Source organism: Streptomyces durmitorensis, assembly GCF_023498005.1.
Lineage (GTDB): Bacteria > Actinomycetota > Actinomycetes > Streptomycetales > Streptomycetaceae > Streptomyces > Streptomyces durmitorensis.
This window is the reverse complement of the sequence record NZ_CP097289.1, coordinates 8,942,277-8,964,876: the sequence shown is the minus strand read 5'-3', so window position 1 is coordinate 8,964,876 and position 22,600 is coordinate 8,942,277. Positions and strand designations below refer to the sequence as shown.

Here is a 22,600-nt window from a genome sequence, read left to right as displayed (position 1 = left end):
GTCCAGTGACCGGCCTTCCACGCGTAGCAGACGAAGAACCTGCTGGTTTCATACAGCCCGAAGAAGCTTGGGTTTCTTCTAGAGCCTCACATGGATCAGTGCCTGGTCAGGACGGACCGACGATCAGTCAGTGGCCGACTGCACGAGAGGCTTCGGCTGGACGGTCGGCCGGTGGTTCGGGGTGTAGGCCCAGGGGCGGAGCTGTTCCAGGGCCTTGCCGATGCGGAAGGCGGTCGGGTCGTCGTAGGTGTGGCCGACGATCTGGACGCCAGTCGGCAGGCCCCAACTCGATCGGCCGCTGGGCACGTTGAGGACCGGGCAGCGGTTGCTGATGTTGAACGGCAGGGTCATCGCCGCCCACAGGGGCTCACCGTGGTCCTCGCCGTTCACCACCACGCGGCCCAGGAGATCGTCCCCTGCGGGCAGCCCCGGTACGGCCGTGGTCGGGCAGATCAGGGCGTCGAAGGGAGCGATCGCCTCGGCCAGTTCGCGCTGCAGCCGGGTCTCCACGCGCAGGCCGTCGAGGTAGCTGACCTGCTCACGCGCGACAGCCATGGTGTCGGCGAAGGCGGCTGCGTACGGCGACATCCGGTCGCGGTGCTCGGCTTCGATCTCGCGGACGAGGGCGCCGAAGATGGTGGAGAAGTGTGCGGCGGCACTGGTGAGGAGGTCGTCCTTGGTCCACGGGAGTTCGATCTCCTCGACGATCGCGCCCGCGTCGGTGAGGGCACGGGCGACGGCGCGGGTGTTGGCCTCGATCTCCGCCTGGACGTCGTAGGCGCCCAGGCGGAGGCACAGGGCGATGCGCATCCCGGCGACCGCGTCGTACTCGGCTGGCAGGACGAGTTTCGGGCGCAGTGGGTGCGGGTCTCGTTCAGGACAGGGCGGGTGCGGCCCTGACCGGGGCACCGAGCGGCGTTGCCAGCAACATAGGAAGTGATCTCCAGGCGGATTCGGCACTCCCGGTAGCGTGTCCATCTGCCGCATTCAGCGTCATGTGTCCGGCCGGCCCGTGCTGAGGGCATGCGGCGGAGAGCGACGAGGGTGCAATGAGTGAACGTGCCGCGGACACCGGAACCACGGTGGCGGTGACCGTGCACCTCCGGAGACAGCTCCGGGGACTCGAGAAGTGGGACCCTGACGGCGCAGACCGCTGCTGCACCGAGGACTCCCGCCGGTGGCGCCGTATCGTGCGCGAGCTGCTGGACCAGGGCCACTCCACCCGCCCCGACAACACCTGAACCTTCCACCGTGGGTGGCCGCCTACAAGTACCCGCGGATCGTGCGCTGCGTCGACGCACTCCCGAAAGGGGCGACCGGCAAGATCCTCAAACGGGAGATCGTGGTCGGGCCGCTGATGGCCCCGCCTGTCTGATGGACACGGGCAAGGTCCGGGTCAGGTGCGGGAGCAGGTGCTCGATGCTGCGGCAGGCGCGGGCCGCGTGAGGGGCTGCTTGCGTGCGGGGCCATCAGGGCGGTGACGTGCGGGTGACGCGCCCCGGTGACGCTGAGGGCGTCCCACCGGCAAGCGACCGGCAGAGGCTACGCGAGAGGGGCACACCATCATGAGCAACGCCCTGGCCGTGGCCGCGGTCACCGCCACGCTCGCTCATGTGCTCGGTGAGGCGCTCGGGAACCAGGGGCCCGGCGAGGTGCCCAATGTGAAAGTGTCCACGCTGCGGCCGGACATGGACGCTGCCACGGGAGCGAACGCCCGCGGCATCAACGTATTCCTGTACCAGGTGACGCCCAACCCGGCCTGGCGCGGCGACGACCTGCCGACGCGACGGTCCGACGGCACCGCTCTGACGCCCCCTCAACAAGCATTGGACCTCCATTACTTACTGTCCTTCTCCGGCAACGAGGCCGAGCTCGAACCCCAGCGGCTGCTGGGCACCGCGGTCAGCACCCTCAACGCGCGGCCCGTTCTCACCCGGGAGGTCGTGCGCGACGCCATCGCGCACGCTCTGGCCGCTCCTGTACCCCAGCCGTATCTGCGGTTCGCCGACCTCGCCGACCAGGTGGACGTGGTGCGCTTCACCATGCTTCCGCTCAACTTCGAGGAGCTGTCCAAGCTTTGGTCGACGTTCTTCGAGGTCCCCTACCGGCTCTCGGTGACCTATCAGGGCAGCGTCGTCCTGCTGACGAGCGACGTTCCTCGCCACGTGGCACTCCCCGTGCACTCCCGCACCATCGACGTCGCTCCCCTGGGCCGCGGCCCACAGGTCGCCCGTGCCATCGCCGACTCAGGGGCGGACGACCCGATCACCGCGGGCACGCCCCTCCGCGTCGAGGGCACCGGCTTGCGGAACTCCATCACGCGCTTCCGGATCGGCGGCGTCGAGGACAAGGTCCCGGACGGCCAAGTGGCGGACACCAGCCTCACGTTCACGCTGCCCGCCGACCTGCGCGCCGGTGTGCACGGGCTGCAGATCCTGCATCCGCGCGCGATCGAGTCCAACGTCGTGCCCGTCGTCGTACGACCGGTCGTCGGTCCAGGACCTGTGACGACGGCGCCCGGCGCGAGCGGCACCGTGGACATCACCGTGCCGCTCCTGCCGAAGGTCGGCCACCGCCAGCGCGTCGTCGTCCTGCTCAACGGCCACGGGGCCACGTCCCCCCGCGCGTACACCTTCGCGCTGCCGTACGGCGGAGAGGATCCGGCGGACTCCGACGCGTCCGTCGCCGTCCGGAAGGCGGATCTCGAGGCGGGAGAGTATCTGGTACGCGTCCAAGTGGATGGAGCCGAGAGTGTTCTGACGATAGATCAGGACCGACTCTACGCCGCGCCACGGGTCACCGTCCCATGACCGCCGCGTCGATGAGCACGGACGACAGCTGGACCGAGGCCAATCAGCGCTATGTATCGGCATCGTTGGGCGTGCTGAAGCACATCGTGGGGAGGTCGCACGAAGAGGCGGACCGGGAAGAGACGGACGGAGGGGACCTGCTCCGCCTGGAGGAAGAACGTGTCGCCTCTCGGGACGCGATGTCGGAGCCGCCCGCCCTCGACCGCATCGCTTCAGCCCTCGCCCTGTCGGACTTCGAGCGGGATGTGCTCCTGCTGTGCGCAGGGGTGGAACTGGACTCCTCGGTGGCCGCCGCGTGCGCGACCGCGCACGGTGATCCGGTGCACCGGCACGCGACGTTCGGCCTGACGCTTGCCGCGCTGCCGGATGCCCACTGGAGTGCGCTGAGCCCGGCCGCGCCGCTGCGTCGCTGGCATCTGGTCGACCTCGTGCACCCGCAGCTGCCGACCACGAGCCCGCTGCGCATCGACGAACGGGTGCTGCACGCCCTGGCCGGCCTCGCCTACCTGGACCCGCGGCTGAGCCCTCTGGTCCGGCCGGTGCAGGTCCCCGAAGCTCTGCCGGCCGCCTTGGGGGACGCGGCCGGCAGACTGGCGTCGCTCTGGTCGGACCGGGGCGCGCATCCGCATGTCCAGCTGCACGGCCCGCAGCGCTCCGACTTGCTGGCGGTCGCCGCCGCCGGGTGCACGAGGGCGGGCTTGCGTCCGGTACGCGTTCGGACCGCTGACCTCCACCTCCCCAGCGCTCCCTCCGACCGCGAACTGCTCGCCCGGCTCTGCGAGCGGGAGACGGTGCTCGGCGCGGTGGCCTGGCTGCTGGACGTCGACGAGCCCGAACAGGCGGCGTCCGCCCTCGACTTCGCCGCCGGTACGGATGCCCCGCTCGTCCTGCTGGCCCGTGAGCCGCTGTGCGGACCCGACTCCCGCCCTCGCGGGATCGCGGTCTCCCGGCTGTCACCGTCCGACACGCGGGACGCCTGGACCCACGCCCTGGGGACCGGCACGGCGCTACGTCTCCATGGCGGGCTTGATCGAGTGATCGGCCAGTTCGACCTCGGGGTGGAGGCGATGCGGGCCGCTGCCGAGGAGGTGGACCGGAGCCTCCCCGCGGAAGCGGCGGGCCGCCAACTCTGGCAGGCCTGCGCCGCCCAGGCCCGCCCGACGCTCGACGCCCTCACGCAGCGCATCACGCCGCGGGCCACCTGGGGCGACCTGGTCCTCCCCGCACCCCAGACGGAGGCCCTGCACCAGCTCTCCGCACACGCACGGCATCGCCTGCGCGTCCTCCACGACTGGGGCTTCGCCGCGCGGGGTGGCCGCGGTCTCGGCACGAGCGCGCTCTTCGCGGGTCCGAGCGGAACGGGCAAGACGCTTGCCGCGGAGGCCCTTGCGGCGGACTTGGACCTCGACCTCTACCGCATCGACCTCAGCCAGGTCGTCAGCAAGTACATCGGTGAAACGGAGAAGAACCTCCGCTCGGTCTTCGACGCGGCGGAAGCGGGCGGCGCCGTGCTCCTCTTCGACGAGGCCGACGCGCTCTTCGGCAAGCGCAGCGAGGTCAAGGACAGCCACGACCGCTACGCCAACATAGAGGTCAGCTACCTCCTCCAACGCATGGAGACCTACCGCGGCATAGCCGTCCTCACCACGAACCTGAAGGACTCCTTGGACTCGGCCTTCCTGCGGCGCCTGCGGTTCGTTGTCCATTTCCCTTTCCCGGACGAGGAGTTGCGGGCGGGGATCTGGCGACGGGCGTTCCCCGGCAGTACCCCGATCGACGGCCTGGACCCCGAGCTGCTGGCGTCGCTCACCATCACTGGCGGGTCCATCGCCAATATCGCGTTGTCGGCGGCCTTTCTGGCCGCCGAGGATGACCTGCCCGTGGGTACCCACCATGTGCTGGCGGCTGCTCGTACTGAATACGCCAAACTCGAGAAGGTCCTCACGGACACGGAGGTGCGGGGATGGGTTCGACCGGACGACGAAGCTCTGAACCCGCGGTCGGGCGGTCCACGCCATCGACTCGACTTGGCCGATTCCCCGCGCCGATCCGAGAAGCACTGACGAGGCCCGGCCAACCACTGCCCTCGACGGATCGCCAGCAGATGTCTCAGCGCTTTGCCTGGGACTTCAGCCACGTGCGAGTGCACACCGATGCGACGGCCGCGGCATCCGCCAGGTCCATCGGCGCGGCTGCGTTCACTGTCGGTAACCACATTGTCTTCGGCGCCGGCCAGTTCGCCCCGTCCACACCCGCGGGAAGCAGAGTCCTGGCACATGAGCTCACGCACACAATCCAGGCGCATCCAGGTCAGACAGAACCCGAGATCGCCCAGCCGAGCGATCCACTGGAGAGGGAAGCAGCGAGCAACGCCTATCGAATACACGACAACATCCCGCTGCGGATATCTCCCGGTGCTTCACATCGAATTCACCGTCAGTCCCAAGACGACGACCAGGGATCCGAACTTCGCACACCGAACGCAAGGGTGATCTACCTCGACGGAAACCTGATAGAGGAGGAGCTGAAGCGAGGAAACGAAAATGTAGCAAGGACCTTGAGAGGCCTCCTGTCCACGGCTGACGTGCGACTCGCGCGATGGACATATCATGAACTGGTGGAAAAGCCAGAACTTCCACGGACGTCGGTGGCCAACAGGTTGATGATCGAAGAGCTCTCAAAGCAGGGCCTGCGCGTGGAGGCCACCTACCCACCTCTGTCGCAAACGGTGGACCGGCGACTCGAGAACGACAGCCCCCGACCGGTCACGTCGGAGCTCGACCTGCAACTCGTCGCAGCAGCACGGGCCGGCCGGGGAGAAATCTGGAGTGTCGACAAGGTTTTCGCCCGGAACGGAAAGGCGGTGGAACAGCGTTTCGGAGTGAAGGTCGCAACTGAGAGTGCACTCGGCTCCGGAGGCTCAGGAGCAAAGGACTACCGTGTCGCTCGGCAGCTCATGGGACTTGCCCCCATCGACATCTCGATGTCGGGGGTCGTCCGCAGACAAGGCGGGACAGGAAACGACTCCGGCGGGACCAGCAACGGACCCATGCCATCGGCTAAGGGTGGGGGCTCCGCAGTCACGCCAAAGGCGATACCCACGCCCCAAGGGCGCTTCACGGACGCGACAGGGCCTCGCGCGGAACAAGGCTCAACCCGGGCCTTGGTGGGCTCGCCCGACATGACTCCACCGATGGTCTTCGGGCCGTCACCACGAGGAACCGCCATTGCACAAGGCGCAGTCGTCGCCCTTCAAGGGCTCAACTGGATACTCAAGGCGGTCAATGACGCCATAGAGGCAGAACGCGTACAGGCGGCTCTCGACCTGCTACAGCCGCGCATCGCAGCGACACAGCTTCAGCACCCGTCGCACGGCGTACTCCTCGTGTTGTTCTTCGCCCGATTCCAGCCCGTGCCGGACAGCCCACTGGTCCCCCCTATGGGGTTGACACACATCGAGATGGGATCCGGGATATCTCTCGATGAAGCGCGCATCCAATGGCGCAATGTTGACCGATGGCGCAACCGGACCCCCGGCCGAGAGGTCACCACTCAGGAATTGTGGATCCCTCCGCCGCAACCAGCGGAGATTTCGTCATACCGCACACCATTCGACAAGTTCGCATTGGCTACCTTCACTGCCGGAACGCCCATTCTGCAAGATGTGAATTGGGGCGGAGTCACAGGCTTCGATGACGAAGGCATAACAAGTCTGAGTTCACACCGAGAGACAGCATTGAGATTCTTCCTGCTCAGCGTGCCGAGCACCATTCAATTCTTCGCAGGAAGTTTGCACGAAGTGTCCATTCCAGTAGAGGATCGAACGGTCGCCACCGGAGAAGCAGTTCCCGCAGTCAACCTCGACCCAATCATCCCTGGGGATGCCGCAGCCATTTGCGCATTCCCGGCCGACGAGCAGACTGTGACAGCATTTTCCACCGCTCCGGCAACACATGACAATTACAGGCAATTAGATAGGTATCCGAACTTCGGGATGGTTCGATGGGTACCCCCGGAGAACGTGACCGTGATCCGAAAACTCTGAACCGACGCGAGCTTCCAGGGCTGGTGACGATGGGGTGACGGGCGAGTGATGCGGCACGGGAACCATCATCCCCGGTGTACCACCGAGAGGAGTGCCCACCGTGCCCAGTGCGCTGACATATCCCGGGGTCTACGTAGAAGAGATCCCCAGCGGAGTCCGGACCATCGTCGGTGTGGCGACGTCCATCACCGCGTTCATCGGGAGGGCTCCTCGTGGGCCCATCGACGATCCGCGGACGATCAACGGGTTCGGGGACTTCGAGCGGATCTATGGAGGGCTCTGGGGGAAGAGCTCGCTGGGGTTCGCCGTGCGGGACTTCTTTCTCAATGGCGGGAGCCAGGCCGTCGTTGTCCGGGTGCACGAGGGCGCCAAGAAGACCCGGCTGACGCTGCCCGACGCGTTCAAGCTTGAGGCTGCGTACGAAGGTGCTTGGGGGAATGAACTGCGGGCCCGCGTCGATCACGACGTGTCCGAGGATGTGGCCAAGAGCTATGGGCTGGCCAAAGCGGATCTGTTCAATCTGACGCTCCAAGACACGGCCACCGGCGTCCAGGAGATCTTCCGCAATGTCACCGTCGCGGAGAGCCCGGCCAAGGTGGACCGCGCGCTGGAGAACGGCTCGGTCCTTGCGCGCGTCGTCATGCCGCTGCCGCCCGGTGTCCCCAAGGAGAGCGACGCGGACCTCGAGGCGAAAGCCCTCGACGCCGACGACGCGGTGAGCAAGCCCGCCAAGGCTGCGCTTGCGAAGCCGCCGTTCGGGTCCGACGATGATCCCCGGTCCGTGGGTCTCGCAGCCGACGCAGACAAGGGGAGCGACGGCGACCCGTTGGTGCAGGACAGCTTCATCGGGGCAGGGTTCGAGAACGGAAAGCAGGGCCTCTACGCCCTCGCCAAAGTCGACCTCTTCAATCTTCTGTGCATTCCGGGCTACACAGCCACCGACGACGTCGACCCCAGCCTCGTCACGGTCGCCGCCCAGTACTGCGAGCGCCGCCGCGCGATGCTCCTGGTCGATCCGCCCTCCGCGTGGAGCACCAAGGACGAGGCGCGGGACGGCGTGACCAGCGTCGGGACGAGCAGCAAGAACGCGGCGTTGTTCTTTCCGCGTCTGCGCCAGCCCCATCCGCTGCGCGGCGGCCAGTTGGCGGACTTCGTGCCGTGCGGCGCGGTCGCGGGGATCTTTGCCCGGACCGACACCCAGCGAGGCGTGTGGAAGGCGCCCGCCGGGCTCGAGGCCACGCTGGTCGGCGTGCCCGAGCTCTCCGTTCTGATCAATGACCAGGAGAATGGTCAACTCAATCCGCTCGGCGTCAACTGCCTGCGCGACAGGCCTCCCGCCGGGCGCGTGATCTGGGGCGCGAGGACCCTGCAGGGAAACGACCAACTCGCCTCCGAGTGGAAGTACATCCCCGTACGACGGCTGGCCCTCTACATCGAGGAGAGCCTCTTCCGGGGAACTCAGTGGGTCGTCTTCGAACCCAACGACGAGCCCCTCTGGGCCCAGATCCGGCTGAACCTCGGCGCCTTCATGCACGACCTCTTCGTGCAGGGCGCGTTCCAGGGGAACACCCCGGCGAAGGCGTACTTCGTGAAGTGCGACAGCCAGACCACGACCCAGAACGACATCGACCGGGGTGTCGTGAACATCCTCATCGGATTCGCGCCGTTGAAGCCGGCCGAGTTCGTGGTCATCAAGCTTCAGCAGATCGCCGGCCAGATCCAGACGTGAGGGAAGCGACATGGCCCAGTTCACCGTCGCTCAGCGGCGATTCGACCCGTACAAGAACTTCAAGTTCCTGGTCAAGTGGGACGGCCAGTACGTCGCGGGCGTCAGCAAGGTGAGTTCGTTCAAGCGGACCACGGAGGTCGTGCGGCATCGCGAAGGCGGAGACCCCAGCAGCAGCCGGAAGTCCCCGGGGCGGACGGAGTACGAGGCCATCACCCTGGAGCGCGGGATCACGCACGACCCGCGGTTCGAGCAGTGGGCCAACAAGGTCTGGAACTTCGGATCGGGGCTCGGCGCCGAGGTGTCCCTGCGCGACTTCCGCAAGGACATCATCATCGAGATCCTCAACGAAGCGGGCCAGGTCGCCATCGCCTACAAGGTGTACCGCTGCTGGGTCTCCGAGTTCCAGGCCGTACCCGATCTCGACGCGAACGCCAACGCCGTGGCGATCCAGCACCTCAAGCTGGAGAACGAGGGCTGGGAGCGCGACTACGAGCGTCCGGAGCCCGACGAGCCGACCTTCACCGAGCCGGGCCCGTGATGGACGGTCAGGACGGTCCCGATCGGTACCCGGAGCAGTTGCTCGGGGCGTGGGAGCGTGGGGTCCCGCGGCCGGTGGCAGGGCGGGCCCTCGTCCTGCTCGCCATGGCGGACGAGTCATCGGCGACCGACGACGAGCTCGCCTCGCTGAGCATCGGCCGACGCGACGCCCGTCTCCTCGCCCTGCGCACCCGGCTGTTCGGCGAACGTATGGTCGCCCTTGCCACGTGCGCCGCGTGCGGTGAATCCCTGGAACTGGACTTCTCCGGCGCCGATATCACCCACATCGACCACCCGACGGCGGCCCAGGGCGTGGACCCACTCGTGGACGGGCCCATCAGGCCCGTCACTCTGCACATCGACGGATTCGAGCTGCGCGTCCGTCTCCTCGACAGCCGGGACCTCCAGAGCATCGCCGACGAGACCGACCTCGGCAGCGCACGGGACACACTGCTGCGTCGCTGCATACTCTCGGCGCGTCGGGAAGACGCGGAAGTTGCGGCTGCCCAGCTGCCCGACGCGGTTCTGGACGCCGTCGACGAGTGGCTCGCCGCCAGTGATCCGCAGGCCGACGTCCAGTTAGAGCTCCGCTGCCCCGGGTGCGCGGCGGCCTGGCAGCAGGGCTTCGACATCGTGGGCTTCCTGTGGGCCGAGGTCGACGCGTGGGCGCGGCGGACTCTGTACGAGGTCCACCTCCTCGCCTCCGCGTACGGCTGGCGAGAGAGCGATGTCCTCGCCATGAGCGTGCCGCGCCGCCAGGCGTACCTGGATCTGGTGAGCTCATGAACGGGCCAGGGGCAGCAGCCTCGGGGGCCGGTACGGCGGGGGCGGGCAGTGCACGGGGCTTCGCCGGTCATCAGGCCGCGCGCGTGATGGATCCGGGGCGGCTGGTACGTCCGCGGGTGGTGTCCCTGTATGAGCCGTTCGAGCCCTTCCAGCCGTTCCAGCCACTCGCGCCGATCCCGTCGTCGGACGACGGTCTGTCGGGAGGCCGCCGGGGCATCATCACCGCGTCGGCGGAGCCGACCCAGCCGTCATGGCCATCGCCTGCGCCATCGCCTCTGCCTGCCCGCTTGCCGTCGCTCTCGCCCTCCCTCCCACCCGGTCGGTCACCGGTTCAGCCACCGAGCGCGACGGATACGGATACGAGGACGGGGACAGGGACGGGGACGGAAGTCAGCCATACCGAGCCGGTGTCGGCCGCGTTCTCCTCACCTCCGACACCCGAACCGCACACCCCAGATCCCCGGGACGCCGAGCCCCCGCCCCCGACCCGAGAGCCGGTACGGCCGGTACGGCCGGTACGGATGCAAGTACCGGTGTACGTCAAAGAGTCGGCGCACCTGCCGACCGCGGAGCCCCTGCCCGAGCCCCACTCGGCGCCCGCGCCGAGTTCTCCCTCGGGGCCGGAGCACCCGCAGCAGCAGAAGTCTCCGCTCCACACCGCAGCGCTCCCCCAGACGGCCACGCTCCCTGTGCCGCCCGCGCACCAACCCACGCGGCACCAATCCCTGCCCCTGCCCCTGCCCGCACCCGCCGTACGCCCGGCCGTCACACCCTCCGCCGCCGCGTACGCCGCTCAGCCGACGGCACCTGCCGCGCCACCCCAACCACCTCAACCCCCCTCCATCAACGTCACCATCGACCACATCGAGCTACGTCCCACCACCTCGACTCCCGCACCGACTCCCGCACCCCCCGCCTCCTCCCCGCCCCCGGTGATGACCATGACCGACTACCTCAACCGACGTCGCGAACGCGCAGGGAACTGAGGTGAGGACCGTGCCAGAGAGCCCAGAGAGCAAGGAACCCGAAGGCAACGTGCCGGAGATCAGCCTCCGTATCCGCCGTCTCGTACTGGACCGCCTGCCGGACGGCCCTTCCGGTCAAGCCGAGTTGGCCAAGGAGATCGAGTCGCAGCTGGCCCGGCCGCTCAGCGCCGCCCTGCCACCCGGGGTAGCCGTGCCGGCCATCGCCCACCACATCGCCGCGACCATCCAGCAACGCGCGCCCCGCAAGGAGGCCTCATGAGCGCCTTTCCTCGCTCCCCACGCCTCTTGAAGGGCGCGCTCATCGGCATGGACCCCGCGAACCCGCTCGCGAGCGTGATCGTCTTCCAGTACAACCCGGAGCGGATGACGCGCCGCCTCGATGCGCGTACCACGCGCGGCGGTACCGGTGGCGACGCGGCGGGTGCACGTGCCGAGCCGTTCCGGCTGACCGGGGCGCCGCGGGAGACCATCACGCTCAATGTCGAGATCGACGCGGCGGATCAGCTGGAGAAGGCGGATCCGCTCGCGACGGCCTCCGGTATATCGCCGACGCTGTCGGCGCTGGAGATGCTGCTCTATCCGAAGAGCGCGGTCGTGGTCGCCAACACCGTCCTCGCCGAGCTCGGGTTCACCGAGATCATTCCTCCGCAGGCCCCGCTGACCGTGTTCGTCTGGGGGCCGCAGCGCGTGCTGCCGGTCCGTCTTTCCGGGTTCACGATCACCGAGGAGGCGTACGACACGGCCCTCAACCCCCTTCTCGCCAAGGTCGATCTGACCCTCGACGTCCTCAGCTACTCCGACCTGAAGCGCTCCGACCCGGGCTACACGCTCTTCCTCGCGCACCAGATCGCCAAGGAGATCAGCGCGACGGCGAACGTGACACGCGCCGCGCAGAATCTCGCGCCCTTCCTCAAGAACGTTTGAATCGATCACATCTTCTGGGGGCCTCGTCATGTTCTCGGTGACCAGCCGCTACCGCGGCATCGACACCGCCCGCCTGACGCTGCCCGGCGGGCGCGACACCGTCTACGTTCGCCGTCGCTTCCTGCCTGCCGGTCCGCCGACCGCGGTCGCCACGGAACACACGGTCGCGCAGGGCGAGCGGCTCGACAACATCACGGCGCGGTACCTCGGCGACCCGGAGCAGTTCTGGCAGCTCTGCGACGCGAACGGCGCCATGCGGCCGGTCGAGCTGACGGCGGTGACCGGGCGGCGGCTGGTCGTGCCGGTTCCGCGGGGAGGCCTGTGATGGAGGGCGGTCTGTGATGGCGGGCACCGGCGTACGGATGCAGTTGCTGATGGGGCCGACGGTCGTGCTGCCGGCGCCGTACGAGGTCGTGGACGCGCTGATCGGGGTGCAGGTGTGGTCATCCGGTCGGCAGCAGGACGCGTTCCGGCTGACGTTCGCGCTGGGCAAGGACTCGGCCGTCGACTACGGGCTGCTGCGGGGCGGGTACTTCGACCCACCGGCCCGGGTCAGTGTCGCCGTCGCCATGGGGGCCACTTTCGACGTGCTCATCAACGGCATCGTCACCGATCACCAGGTGGTGCCGAGCGACCGGCCCGGAGCATCGCGGCTCGTCGTCACCGGTGACGACCTGAGTTTCGAGCTCGCCCTGGAGGAGCGGAGCGCCAGTTATCCGGGGCAGAGCGATGCCGAGATCGTCGAGAAGATCGTGACGGGGTACGGCCTGCGGCCCGAGGTCACGGCCACGGACGACAGGCCCACCGAATCCATGCGGATTCCGAACCAGCAGGGCACCGACCTCGATTACGTACGCCGGCTCGCCCGCCGCAACGGGTTCGTCTTCTTCCTGGAGCCGACCCGGCTGCCAGGCGTGAGCACCGCCTACTGGGGGCCGGAGCCGCGCGGCCCGGGTGGTCAGCCGCCGCTGTCCGTGGGCATGGGGCCGGACGCGAATGTCGAGGGGCCGATCACGTTCGGCTTCGACGCGGCAGGCCCGGCCACTCCCCAGGTCACGATCCTGGAGCCGCGGACAGGGCTGTCGATCACCATCCCGCTGCCCGCCAGTCCGCTGGCCGCCCTCAGCGGCCGCCCGACCGCCGCGCTGCGCAAGGTGACCGCCCGCGACGCGGCCCATCTCGACCCGGTCCAGGCAGTAATGCGCGCGATGGCGATGTCGAGCGACGCGGCAGACGCCGTGACCGGCCGGGGCGAGCTCGACGCCGTGCGGTACGGGAGGGTGCTGCGTCCGCGCCGTTCGGTGGAGGTGCGGGGCGCGGGGCAGAGCCATGACGGCGGCTACTACGTGCAGGAGGTCAGCCACCTCATCGAGCGCGGCAGCTATCGGCAGAGCTTCGTCCTCACGCGGGAGGGGCTCGGCGCCCTGTCCACCCGGGTGGGGCTGTCATGAACGGGGGATCGCCATGATCGGGGGAACGCCATGAGCGCAGACGGGCCCGCCTACTACGGCAAGTACCGGGGCGTCGTCACGGACAACTGCCTCCAGGACGGCACGAGCGATCCACAGGGCCGCATCCGCGCCAAAGTCGTCGACGTGTACGGCGAGGACAAGAGTCCTTGGGCCCTGCCCGCGGTGCCGTACGCGGCCAACGGCCTCGGTCTCTATCTCACTCCTCCGGTCGACGCGTTCGTCTGGATCGAGTTCGAGCACGGCGATCCGCACTACCCCGTGTGGAGCGGCTGCTTCTGGGCGGCCAATCAACTCCCGGCCGCCAGACCGGAGATGAAGGTGCTGAAGACCCCGGCAGGGACCGTCACGCTGGACGACTCCCCGAACGCACCCGGCATCACCATCGTGACGGCCAAGGGGCTGAAGATCACCATCGACCAGAACGGCATCGAGATCAACGCCGGGAAGAAGGGCGTGATCCAGCTCACCGACAACAAGGTGACCGTCAATCGCGACGGTCTTGAGGTGACGTGATGGCCGGGTTCCTGCTGCACTCCGGCGCCACCGTCCAGTGCGCGCACACCGGCGGCGCCCAGCCGACCGGGTCGAGCCCGCGCGTCAAGGTCGCGGGGCAGGCCGTCGTCACCCAGCCGACGTCGTACAGCGTCTCGCCCGACTGCAAGGCGCCGCGTCCCACCACGGGCAACGGACCGTGCGTCACGGCGCAGTGGACCTCCGGCGCGACCCGGGTGAAGTCCACGGGCCTGCCGGTGCTTCTCGACGGCAGTGCCGCGACCTGTGCGCCGACCGGGACGGGGCTGAGTGTGATCTCGACCCAGCAACGCGTCAAGGGGGCCTGATGCGGCACATCGATCATCCCTTCCGCGTCGACGCGCGCGGCCGTACCGCGGACACCACGGACGAGGGTCATCTCCGCGACCTGATCGAGCAGTTCCTGTTCACGAGTCCCGGGGAGCGGGTCAACCGGCCGGACTTCGGAAGCGGTCTGCTCCGCAAGGTCTTCGAGCCGAACAGCCCGGAGCTGGCGACCGCGCTCGAATTCACGGTCCAGGCCGGTCTGCAGCAGTGGCTGGGAGACCTCATCGAAGTGCGGTCGCTGGAGGTGACGGCGGAGGACGCGGCGCTGCGGGTCGTTCTTCAGTACGCGGTACGGGCCACTGGCGAGGTCTGGCAGGAGACTCTCGTCCAGGGCGGTGTGCCATGACGGGTCGCCCCCTTGAGTGCCGCGACGAGCAGCGCAGGAAGCACCCCCGGGTCAACGGGCTCGACCGGATCGAGGTCAGTGAGGACCAGCTCACCCTGACCGTCCTCTTCTTGGGCAGGGCCCCGGAGGGGATCGCCCGGGACACCGTACGCATCGACCACCGACCCGGCGCCCTGGCCGTCCAGGTGGACGACGTCGACGTCCGGCGCGCCGAGGGCCCCGGCGCGGACGACTGCATGGTCGTCCGCGTGACCGCTCCCGGCGACTACTCGACGTACACCTTGCGCCTCGTCGTGGCCGACGAGCGGGGCAGGCCCACCGACCGGCCCCTGCCGGGGCTCGATCCCCGGTACGCGCGGCTGGAGTTCAGCTTCAAGGCCAACTGTCTCGAAGGCCCGTTCGGCGGTCTGGACTGCAAGACCGAGCCGGTCTGCGACGAGCCGCTCCCCTCGGAGCCTGAGATCGACTACCTGGCCAAGGACTACGCGAGCTTCCGGCGGCTGATCCTGGACCGGCTCTCGCTCGTGCTGCCCGATTGGCAGGAGCGGCACGTCCCCGACCTCGGGATCGTCCTCACGGAACTGCTCGCCTACGTCGGCGACCACCTCAGCTACCACCAGGACGCCGTCGCCACCGAGGCCTACCTCGCGACCGCCCGGCAGCGCGTCTCCGTGCGCCGGCACGCCAAGCTGGTCGATTACACCGTGCACGAGGGGTGCAACGCGCGCGTGTTCGTCGCGCTGGAGACGGACGCCGACCGGGTCCTCGATCCCGGGCAGGTGCAGTTCCTCGCCGTGCACGGGTCGCTGCAGGGGCTTCCCGCCGTCCTCACACCCGACGATCTCCAGCGGCTGCCGTTCGGCGGGTACGAGGTCTTCGAGCCGCTCGGCGACGGCCCCGTCCAACTCCGGCGCGGCCACAACCTCATTCCCTTCCACACCTGGGGGAACCGCGACTGTGTGCTGCCCGCCGGAGCGACCGCGGCAACGCTCCTCGACCGCGGGCGCCGGCTCGCCCTGCGCGTGAGCGATGTGCTGATCCTCGAGGAGGTCAAGGGGTCGTGCAGCGGGGAGCCGCAGGATGCCGACCGGTCCCGTCGACACGCCGTCCGGCTCACCTCCGTCGACGCGAGCGGCGTGGATCCGTACTCCGAGCCGCCCGGCGCTCCCGTCGTCGAGATCGAGTGGGCCGAGGAGGACGCCCTGCCCTTTCCGCTGTGTCTGTCGGCGGTCGGCAGGGCGCCTCAGTGCGCGCTCATCACGGACATCAGCATGGCGCGGGGCAATGTCGTGGCGGCCGACCACGGGCGGACGGTCCACCGCGAGCCGCTCGGCACGGTGGCCGCCGAGGAGACACCCATGAGCTGCCTCGGCGAGGGACGGCCCGCCGAAACAGCCGTCGTGGCAAGGCCGTTCACCCCCTCACTGCGGCAGCTCCCGCTCACCCATCGCGAGCCGTACGTCCCTGACGCGCCCGCCTCCCGCCTCGCGGTGCAGGATCCCCGTCGCGCGTTGCCGCAGATCAGCCTCGCTCAGCGCGGGGGCGCGGCGCCGCCGGGCGGTTCGCGGTGGGCTCCTCGCCCCGATCTGTTGGACAGCGGTCCCGGGGCGCGGGAGTTCGTCGTCGAGACCGACAACGAGGGGCGCGCGCATCTGCGGTTCGGGGACGGCCGCCTCGGGTGGCGCCCGGAAGCGGGGACCCGTCTGGTGGCGGATTACCGCGTCGGCAATGGACCGGCGGGCAACGTGGGCGCCGGATCCATCTCCAGGCTGCTGCTGCGCGACGGCAGCGGTGACACCGGGGGCATCAGGCCCGGCAACCCGCTTCCGGCAGCCGGGGGACAGCTCCCGGAGACGCTGGACGACGTCAAGTCACTTGCGCCGGTGGCCTTCCGCACCCGGATCGAGCGGGCGATCACCGAGGACGACTACGCGATGCTGGCGGCCCGCGGCGACGACGCGGGCCCCGCACGAGTGCAGCGGGCGGCGGCCACGTTCCGGTGGACGGGCAGTTGGTACGAGGTGCTCACCACGATCGATCCGCTGGGCCTCGCGCAGCCGGACGAGGAGCTGCTGCGACAGGTGGAGCGCAGACTGCGCCGCTACCGGCGGATCGGCCACGACCTTGTCGTCGCCCCGGCCGCCTATGTGCCGCTCGACGTCGGACTGTGCGTCTGTGTGGAGCCGGGGTTCGTCCAGGGGCGGGTCCGGGCGGCACTCCTGGACGCTCTCGGGAATCGGGGGCTTTCCGGAGGGCGCCGCGGGTTCTTCCATCCGGACAACCTGACCTTCGGGCAGGGCGTTTCGGTGAGCCGGCTCACCGCCGCGGCGCTGACGGTGCCGGGCGTCGCGAGCGCCGAAGTGACCAAACTGGAGCGGCTGTTCGCCGGGCCCAACGGTGAACTCTGCGACGGCGTCCTGCGGATCGGCCCGGGCGAGGTCGCCCGGCTCGACAACGATCCCGCCGCGCCGGAACAGGGCCAACTGCTGCTGATACTGCGAGGCGGTCGATGAACTCCCCATGCTGTTACGGACGTTGTGGATGCTGCGCTCCCACTGGCCCGGCCCGGGTCGACACGACCAACCAGCCGGGACTCGACGCCCTCGTCCACCGCATCGGCACCCACGCCTCGTTCTTCGAGACCATGCGCTCGCGGCTGGCCGAGCGGCTGCCCGACCTGCACACCCGGGACCTCGACGACCCTGCCGTCGCCTTCCTCGACGCCTGGGCCGTGGTGGCCGACGTCCTGACCTTCTACCAGGAGCGGATCGCCAACGAGGGCTATCTGCGGACGGCGACGGAGTGGCGGTCGGTCGCGGAGCTCGCCGCTCTCGTCGGTCACCGGCCACGGCCCGGCGTCGCGGCGAGCGTGTTCCTGGCGTTCACCCTCGAGAACGGCTACAGGGGGGAGATCCCGCCCGGCACCCGCGCGCAGAGCATGCCCGCTCCTGGAGAGCTTCCGCAGCCGTACGAAACCACGAACGCACTGCCCGCTCGCGCCGAGTGGAATCTGCTGGGGCCCCGCCTGACCCGTCCCCAGGCGCTGAGGTCCGACCTGATCCCGGACCCGAAGGACCCCGAACCCGGCAAGCGTCTGCCGACGGTGTATCTGGCGGGCACCCGGACGGGCCTTGAAGCCAATGACGCACTGCTCGTGGTTCTGGCGGAGGGCGAGGAGTCGGCCTTCCGAGTCGCGACGGTGGTGACGGATTCGGCGGCCGACCGCACAGCGGTCGAAGTGACGCCCTGGGGGCGGGTGTTCGCCGCTTCCGCCAGCGCCGCTTCCGCCATCGCCAGTTCCGCCAGCGGCGGGCCCGTCGACCGGCTGTGCCGGATCATCGACGACGCGCTCACCCTCCCAGCGGGCGCACGGCCCGGCGAGGCCTGGCGGGAGACCGCCGTGCTGCTGCGGCGCGTGCGATCCCGGCTCGATCACCCGGTCGCCCTCGCCGATCTCCATGTCCTCCTTGAGCGGCAGCTCCTTCCGGTGCTGCGGGAGAGGCAGGCCGTGGCGCTCCGCCACCGGAAAGCCGTCCATCTGCGGGCACGGTTCGCGAGCCTGCTCCCCCCGCTCGAATCGCTCGTGACCGAACTCGAAAGCCGTCCGACACGGCTCCCGGGCTTCGGCGGCCTGGCCCAACTCGCGGACGCCCTCGGCAAACCCGCCTCCGTACCGCCTGCCGACGCGCGCCGCATGCCACGCAGCCCCCGCGACACCTACGCCGCGACCGGTGACACCGTGCCCCGCTTGCTTGCGGCCGTGCGACCGGACCTGGGCCCGGTCCTCTACGCGGCGTGGCGGAACCTGCCGCGTACGCCGCAGCCGACGGACCAGGTGTACGCGCTGCGGACGCGGGCCAGGCTGTTCGGACACAACGCTCCCCCTCGCGCGGCCGAGGCATTCGCCGTCTCCTTCCCTCCGACACACGGCAGCGAGGCACTCATCACCTTCCACGTCACTGTCGCCGGGCACACCATCGCCGTCAGGGCGGCCACCGGCACCACCACCGTCACGCGGTTCGACGCCGCCGCCGAGACGATCGAGACCACGCTGTCGGGGTTCGGGGAGCTGGGCCCTGCCCCCGTCGCGGTCGTCGTACTCAAGCAGCGCCGGGTGACGTTGACGGCGCATCTGCGCCCCTCGGCGCCTCTGAGAGTGGTCTGTGCCGGGAGCGATCCCACAACCGTGGTGCGCGAGGTGCCGGGCGGCGTGATCGGTGCGGTCGGTGCGGGCGGTGCGGTCGGCGAACCGCCCGATCTCACGGTCAGCGGCGAGATCCAGGCGGAGTTCCCGCTCCGCGAGCAGCCGCGAACGCTCACCCTCGATGCCTCGTATCCGCAGATCCTGCCCGGCAGTTGGGTCGCGGTGGACAAGCCGGGGCTCCGAATGGGCCATGGCAACCCGGTGATCGCTCGTGTAGTGCAGGTGCGTGAGGTCACCAGGGCCGATTACGGCATCAGCGCGGCCGGTACGCAGCTGGAACTGGACAGGGAATGGCTGCGCCGGGACGAGAACTCCTATCCCCTCGTCCGCGGAACGACCGTCCATGCCCTCAGTGAACCGCTCCCCCGTGCGCAGGCGCCCCTCGATCCGGTCGCCGAGGCGATCTGCGGCGACCGGATCGAACTGGACGGCGTGTACGAGGGTTTGGAGCCGGGACGCCGTGTCGTCGTGTCCGGTGAACGCACCGACGTCCCTGGCGTGACCGGGCTCCCGGCGGCCGAGGTGGCGATGCTCTCCGGGGTCGAGCAGGTGGCCAGGGACGACCTGCCCGGCGAGACCACCCACAGCGTGCTCCGGCTCGCGGGCCCGCTCGCGTACTGCTATCGGCGCGACACCGCGAAGATCTACGGCAACGTCGCCGACGCCTCGCACGGGGAGACCCGTACGGAGGTGCTCGGCAGCGGTGACGCCTCCGCCGCGGGCCAGCGGTTCGGGCTGCGCCACGGTCCGTTGACGTTCGTCGCCGCCGCGACGCCCTCGGGAACAGAGAACACGCTGCGGGTTCGCGTCGGTGAGGTCCTGTGGCACGAAACCGGGAGTCCGGCCGACGCGACACCCACCGACCACAGCTACAGCACGGCCACGGACGACGAACGGCGCACGACCGTCCTGTTCGGCGACGGCCGTCACGGTGCGCGCCTGCCCACCGGGACGGAGAACGTGACCGCCGTCTACCGCACCGGCATCGGCCGCTCGGGCAACGCGCCGACGGGCCGGATCAGCCTGCTGTCCACACGGCCCCTGGGCGTGCGCGAGGTCGTCAACCCGGTGCCCGCGACCGGCGGCGCCGAGCCGGACGGGCGCGAACAGACCAGGCACAACGCCCCGTTGGGGGTGACGGCACTGGATCGCCTCGTCTCGGTGCGCGACCACGAGGACTTCGCCCGGACGTTCGCCGGGATCGGCAAGGCAGCGGCCGTACGGCTCTCGGACGGGCGTCGACAGCTGGTCCATGTCACGCTGGCGGGCGTCGACGACATCCCGATCGCCCCGTCGTCGGACCTGTACTCCGGCCTCCTGAGGGCCTTCCACCGGTTCGGCGATCCGCATCTTCCGGTGCAGCTGGCCGTGCGCGAACAGCTCGCTCTCGTCGTCGGCGGACGGGTGCGGGTGGCGCAGGACCACCGATGGGAGTCGGTCGAACCCCGTGTCAGGTCGGCCCTGTTGGGGGCCTTCGGCTTCGAGCGTCGCGCACTTGGCCAGGACGCCCTGCTCAGCGAGGCGCTCAAGGTGATCCAGGGCGTGGAGGGCGTCGACTTCGTCGACATCGACACGTTCACGGCCGTCGACGAGGCAGATCTCTTCGCGTCCCTCGCCCGCGACGACGGTCTGTACGGCTTGCTGCGGCGGCGGCAGCGCGTCGCCGCTCGGCCCGCCCGCACCGACCGTTCCGCCACCGATCCGGCACGCCGCGTCCGCCCCGCCCAGCTCGCGGTCCTCGACCCCCGGATCCCGGACACCCTGATCCTCACGGAGCACACGCCATGACCGACCGCCTCTACGAACTTCTGCCCGCCGACTATCGCGGCCGCGACGCCCAACAGGGTGAACCGCTGCGCGCGTTGCTGAGTGTGGTGGAGGAACAGGTCGGGCTGCTCGACGAGGACATGGCCCGGATGTACGAGAACTGGTTCATCGAGACCTGCCAGGAGTGGGCGGTCCCCTACATCGGCGACCTCGTCGGGTACCGCCCGGCGCCCTCCGCCACCGGCCCCGCGAACGCGGTGACGACGGAGTTCCTCTTCCCCCGCCGCGCGGTCGCCCATGTCGTGCGCGACCGCCGCCGCAAAGGAACCCTGGCGCTCCTGGAGTCGCTGGCGACGGACCTGGCCGAACTCCCCGCCAGAGCAGTGGAGTTCTACCGCCTCCTGTCGGTCACCCAGCCGGTGCGCCTGCTCGGCACCGGCGACGTACGCCTGCGCCACCGGCTCCGCCAGGGCCGCACCGCCGATCTGCGCCGCGGTGAGGCGCTCGACCTGCTCGACGGCCCCTTCGACACCCTCGCGCACACCGTGGACGTACGCAGGCCCGACTCGCACCGGACCGCGGGGCGCCACAACATTTCGAGCACCGGTGTCTTCGTCTGGCGGCTGCGCTCCTACCCCGTGAGCCGGACACCCGCGCTGTGCCTGGAGGACGAGGATCCGCACCGCTACACGTTCAGCGTCCTCGGCAACGACACCCCGCTGTTCTCCGGCCCTGCGCACGGCGCGGACACGCGGGATGAACTCCGCTTCCCCGCCGTCCTCCGCCGCAGGGCCCTCGCCCGGCGCCCTGCGGACCAGTACGGCCCGGGCAGGAGCTTCGAGATCCTCCTCGGGGACCCGTCGGCTCCGGTTGCGGTTCCGGTCGAGGACATCAGCGCCGCGGATTTGTCGTCATGGAGCTACCGCCCCCGCGGACGGACCGTCGCCGTCGACCCGAGCCTCGGCCGCATTCTCTTTCCGCGCGACCTCCTCAAGGCGGCCGACGCAGGCGTGACCGTCTCCTACCGGTACGGCTTCAGTGCCGACGTCGGTGGCGGTGAATACGACCGGCCGCTGTCGCAGCGGCCCGGCAGCGTCACCTACCGCGCGAGCGGACAACAGGAGTTGCAGCGGCGGCTCGCGCCGTGGCAGGACGCGGGCCAGCTGGACCGGCAGCCGGAGCACGCCGTCATCGAGATCACGGACAGCGGGGTCTACGACATCACCCCACGGTCGATCCGCCTCGCGGCAGGGCACAGCCTCCAACTGCGGGCGGCCAACCGCTGCCGCCCCGTCCTGCGCCTGCCCGACCACAGGACCGGCCCCGACGCCCTGCGCTTCTCCGGCGAGGCGGGCAGCAGCGTCACCCTCGACGGCCTGCTCATCTGCGGCGGTGCGGTGCGCGCCGACGGCGGGCTGGCCGACGTGACGATCCGGCACTGCACACTGGTCCCGGGCTGGGGCCTCGATGCCGACTGCCGCCCTCACCGCCCGGCCAGGCCGAGCCTGATGCTGATCGACACCGACGCACGGGTGGTGATCGAGCACAGCATCACCGGCTCCGTCGCTGTCGCCCACGACGCCGCCCGGCGGGACCCCGAGCCCATCCGGATCGCCGACACGATCGTGGACGCCACCTCCCACGAGCGCTCCGCGCTGTGCGCCCTCGGCGGCGGTGTCGCCCAGGCCGTGCTCACGCTGCATCGGGCGACCGTCATCGGCGAGGTCTGTGCGCACAGCCTGGAACTCGCCGAGAACAGTGTCTTCGACGGCCGCATCGAGGTGGCACGCCGCCAGTTCGGCTGCGTGCGCTTCTGCTACGTCGCGCCCGGTTCACGGACCCCGCGCCGCCACGGCTGCCAGCCGGACCTCGTGGATGCCGTGACCGCCGAGCCGGATCGGGAGCGCGAGCGACTGCGCGTACGTCCCGCCTTCGACAGCACCCGCTACGGAACACCGGCGTACGGCAGGCTCTCCGCGACCTGCGCCGAAGAGATCACCCAAGGCGCCGATGACGGCTCCGAGATGGGTGTCTTCCATGACCTGTACCAGCCGCAGAGGGCAGCGAATCTGCGTTCCGGGCTTGCCGAGTACACGCCGTCGGGCAGCGACGCCGGTGTCATCGACGCCGATTAGG

The 22,600-nt window shown here is 69.7% G+C and carries 18 protein-coding genes; 17 read left to right on the top strand and 1 reads right to left on the bottom strand.

Features of this window, described 5'->3' with window-relative positions; translation table 11 throughout:
• Positions 1 to 123: 123 nt before the first annotated feature.
• The gene (locus M4V62_RS39620) at positions 124 to 978 is read right to left on the bottom strand and encodes an amidase family protein (RefSeq protein WP_283779137.1); all 855 of its coding nucleotides are present in this window, start codon (positions 976 to 978) and stop codon (positions 124 to 126) included.
• Positions 979 to 1,049: 71 nt separating this feature from the next.
• Here M4V62_RS39620 and M4V62_RS39615 point away from each other — a divergent pair, with 71 nt between their 5' ends.
• The 17 genes from M4V62_RS39615 (at position 1,050) to M4V62_RS39535 (ending at position 22,599) form a co-directional block, all read left to right on the top strand.
• The gene (locus M4V62_RS39615; protein ID WP_249592030.1) at positions 1,050 to 1,241 is read left to right on the top strand and encodes a hypothetical protein; all 192 of its coding nucleotides are present in this window, start codon (positions 1,050 to 1,052) and stop codon (positions 1,239 to 1,241) included.
• Between the two features lie 324 nt (positions 1,242 to 1,565).
• Positions 1,566 to 2,810 carry a Pvc16 family protein gene (locus M4V62_RS39610; RefSeq protein ID WP_249592029.1) on the top strand — a complete coding sequence of 415 codons (1,245 nt, stop codon included), beginning with the start codon at positions 1,566 to 1,568 and terminating at the stop codon, positions 2,808 to 2,810.
• Positions 2,807 to 4,873 carry an ATP-binding protein gene (locus M4V62_RS39605; RefSeq protein ID WP_249592028.1) on the top strand — a complete coding sequence of 689 codons (2,067 nt, stop codon included), beginning with the start codon at positions 2,807 to 2,809 and terminating at the stop codon, positions 4,871 to 4,873. Before M4V62_RS39610 ends, M4V62_RS39605 begins: the two co-directional genes overlap by 4 nt.
• On the top strand, positions 4,774 to 6,855 hold the full coding sequence (locus M4V62_RS39600; protein ID WP_283779136.1) for an eCIS core domain-containing protein: 2,082 nt from the start codon (positions 4,774 to 4,776) through the stop codon (positions 6,853 to 6,855). The genes M4V62_RS39605 and M4V62_RS39600 overlap by 100 nt, the downstream gene beginning before the upstream one ends.
• Positions 6,856 to 6,955: 100 nt before the next feature.
• Complete coding sequence (locus M4V62_RS39595) at positions 6,956 to 8,584, top strand: phage tail sheath family protein (protein ID WP_249592026.1); 1,629 nt, start codon at positions 6,956 to 6,958, stop codon at positions 8,582 to 8,584.
• A gap of 10 nt (positions 8,585 to 8,594) precedes the next feature.
• A complete protein-coding gene (locus M4V62_RS39590; protein ID WP_249592025.1) occupies positions 8,595 to 9,122 on the top strand; it encodes a phage tail protein in 528 nt (175 codons plus the stop codon).
• Positions 9,119 to 9,907, top strand: coding sequence for a hypothetical protein (locus M4V62_RS39585; protein WP_249592024.1), 789 nt, complete (start codon positions 9,119 to 9,121; stop codon positions 9,905 to 9,907). Before M4V62_RS39590 ends, M4V62_RS39585 begins: the two co-directional genes overlap by 4 nt.
• 996 nt (positions 9,908 to 10,903) lie before the next feature.
• Positions 10,904 to 11,152 (top strand): hypothetical protein, encoded by a 249-nt coding sequence (locus M4V62_RS39580; RefSeq protein ID WP_249592023.1) that lies wholly within the window; start codon positions 10,904 to 10,906, stop codon positions 11,150 to 11,152.
• Positions 11,149 to 11,817: a hypothetical protein gene (locus M4V62_RS39575; protein WP_249592022.1), complete on the top strand. Its 669-nt coding sequence runs from the start codon at positions 11,149 to 11,151 to the stop codon at positions 11,815 to 11,817. The genes M4V62_RS39580 and M4V62_RS39575 overlap by 4 nt, the downstream gene beginning before the upstream one ends.
• A 28-nt stretch (positions 11,818 to 11,845) precedes the next feature.
• Positions 11,846 to 12,142, top strand: a complete 297-nt coding sequence (locus M4V62_RS39570; protein ID WP_249592021.1) for a LysM peptidoglycan-binding domain-containing protein — start codon at positions 11,846 to 11,848, stop codon at positions 12,140 to 12,142.
• A 16-nt stretch (positions 12,143 to 12,158) separates the two neighbouring features.
• Positions 12,159 to 13,268: a phage late control D family protein gene (locus M4V62_RS39565; protein ID WP_249592020.1), complete on the top strand. Its 1,110-nt coding sequence runs from the start codon at positions 12,159 to 12,161 to the stop codon at positions 13,266 to 13,268.
• 30 nt (positions 13,269 to 13,298) lie between these two features.
• A complete protein-coding gene (locus M4V62_RS39560) occupies positions 13,299 to 13,802 on the top strand; it encodes a phage baseplate assembly protein V (RefSeq protein WP_249592019.1) in 504 nt (167 codons plus the stop codon).
• Complete coding sequence (locus tag M4V62_RS39555) at positions 13,802 to 14,128, top strand: hypothetical protein (RefSeq protein ID WP_249592018.1); 327 nt, start codon at positions 13,802 to 13,804, stop codon at positions 14,126 to 14,128. The genes M4V62_RS39560 and M4V62_RS39555 overlap by 1 nt, the downstream gene beginning before the upstream one ends.
• Positions 14,128 to 14,493, top strand: coding sequence for a GPW/gp25 family protein (locus M4V62_RS39550; protein WP_249592017.1), 366 nt, complete (start codon positions 14,128 to 14,130; stop codon positions 14,491 to 14,493). The genes M4V62_RS39555 and M4V62_RS39550 overlap by 1 nt, the downstream gene beginning before the upstream one ends.
• Positions 14,490 to 17,006 carry a putative baseplate assembly protein gene (locus M4V62_RS39545; protein WP_249592016.1) on the top strand — a complete coding sequence of 839 codons (2,517 nt, stop codon included), beginning with the start codon at positions 14,490 to 14,492 and terminating at the stop codon, positions 17,004 to 17,006. Before M4V62_RS39550 ends, M4V62_RS39545 begins: the two co-directional genes overlap by 4 nt.
• Entirely contained in the window at positions 17,003 to 20,485 is a 3,483-nt protein-coding gene (locus tag M4V62_RS39540) for a putative baseplate assembly protein (protein ID WP_249592015.1), read from the top strand. The genes M4V62_RS39545 and M4V62_RS39540 overlap by 4 nt, the downstream gene beginning before the upstream one ends.
• On the top strand, positions 20,482 to 22,599 hold the full coding sequence (locus M4V62_RS39535; RefSeq protein ID WP_249592014.1) for a hypothetical protein: 2,118 nt from the start codon (positions 20,482 to 20,484) through the stop codon (positions 22,597 to 22,599). The genes M4V62_RS39540 and M4V62_RS39535 overlap by 4 nt, the downstream gene beginning before the upstream one ends.
• Position 22,600 lies beyond the last annotated feature (1 nt).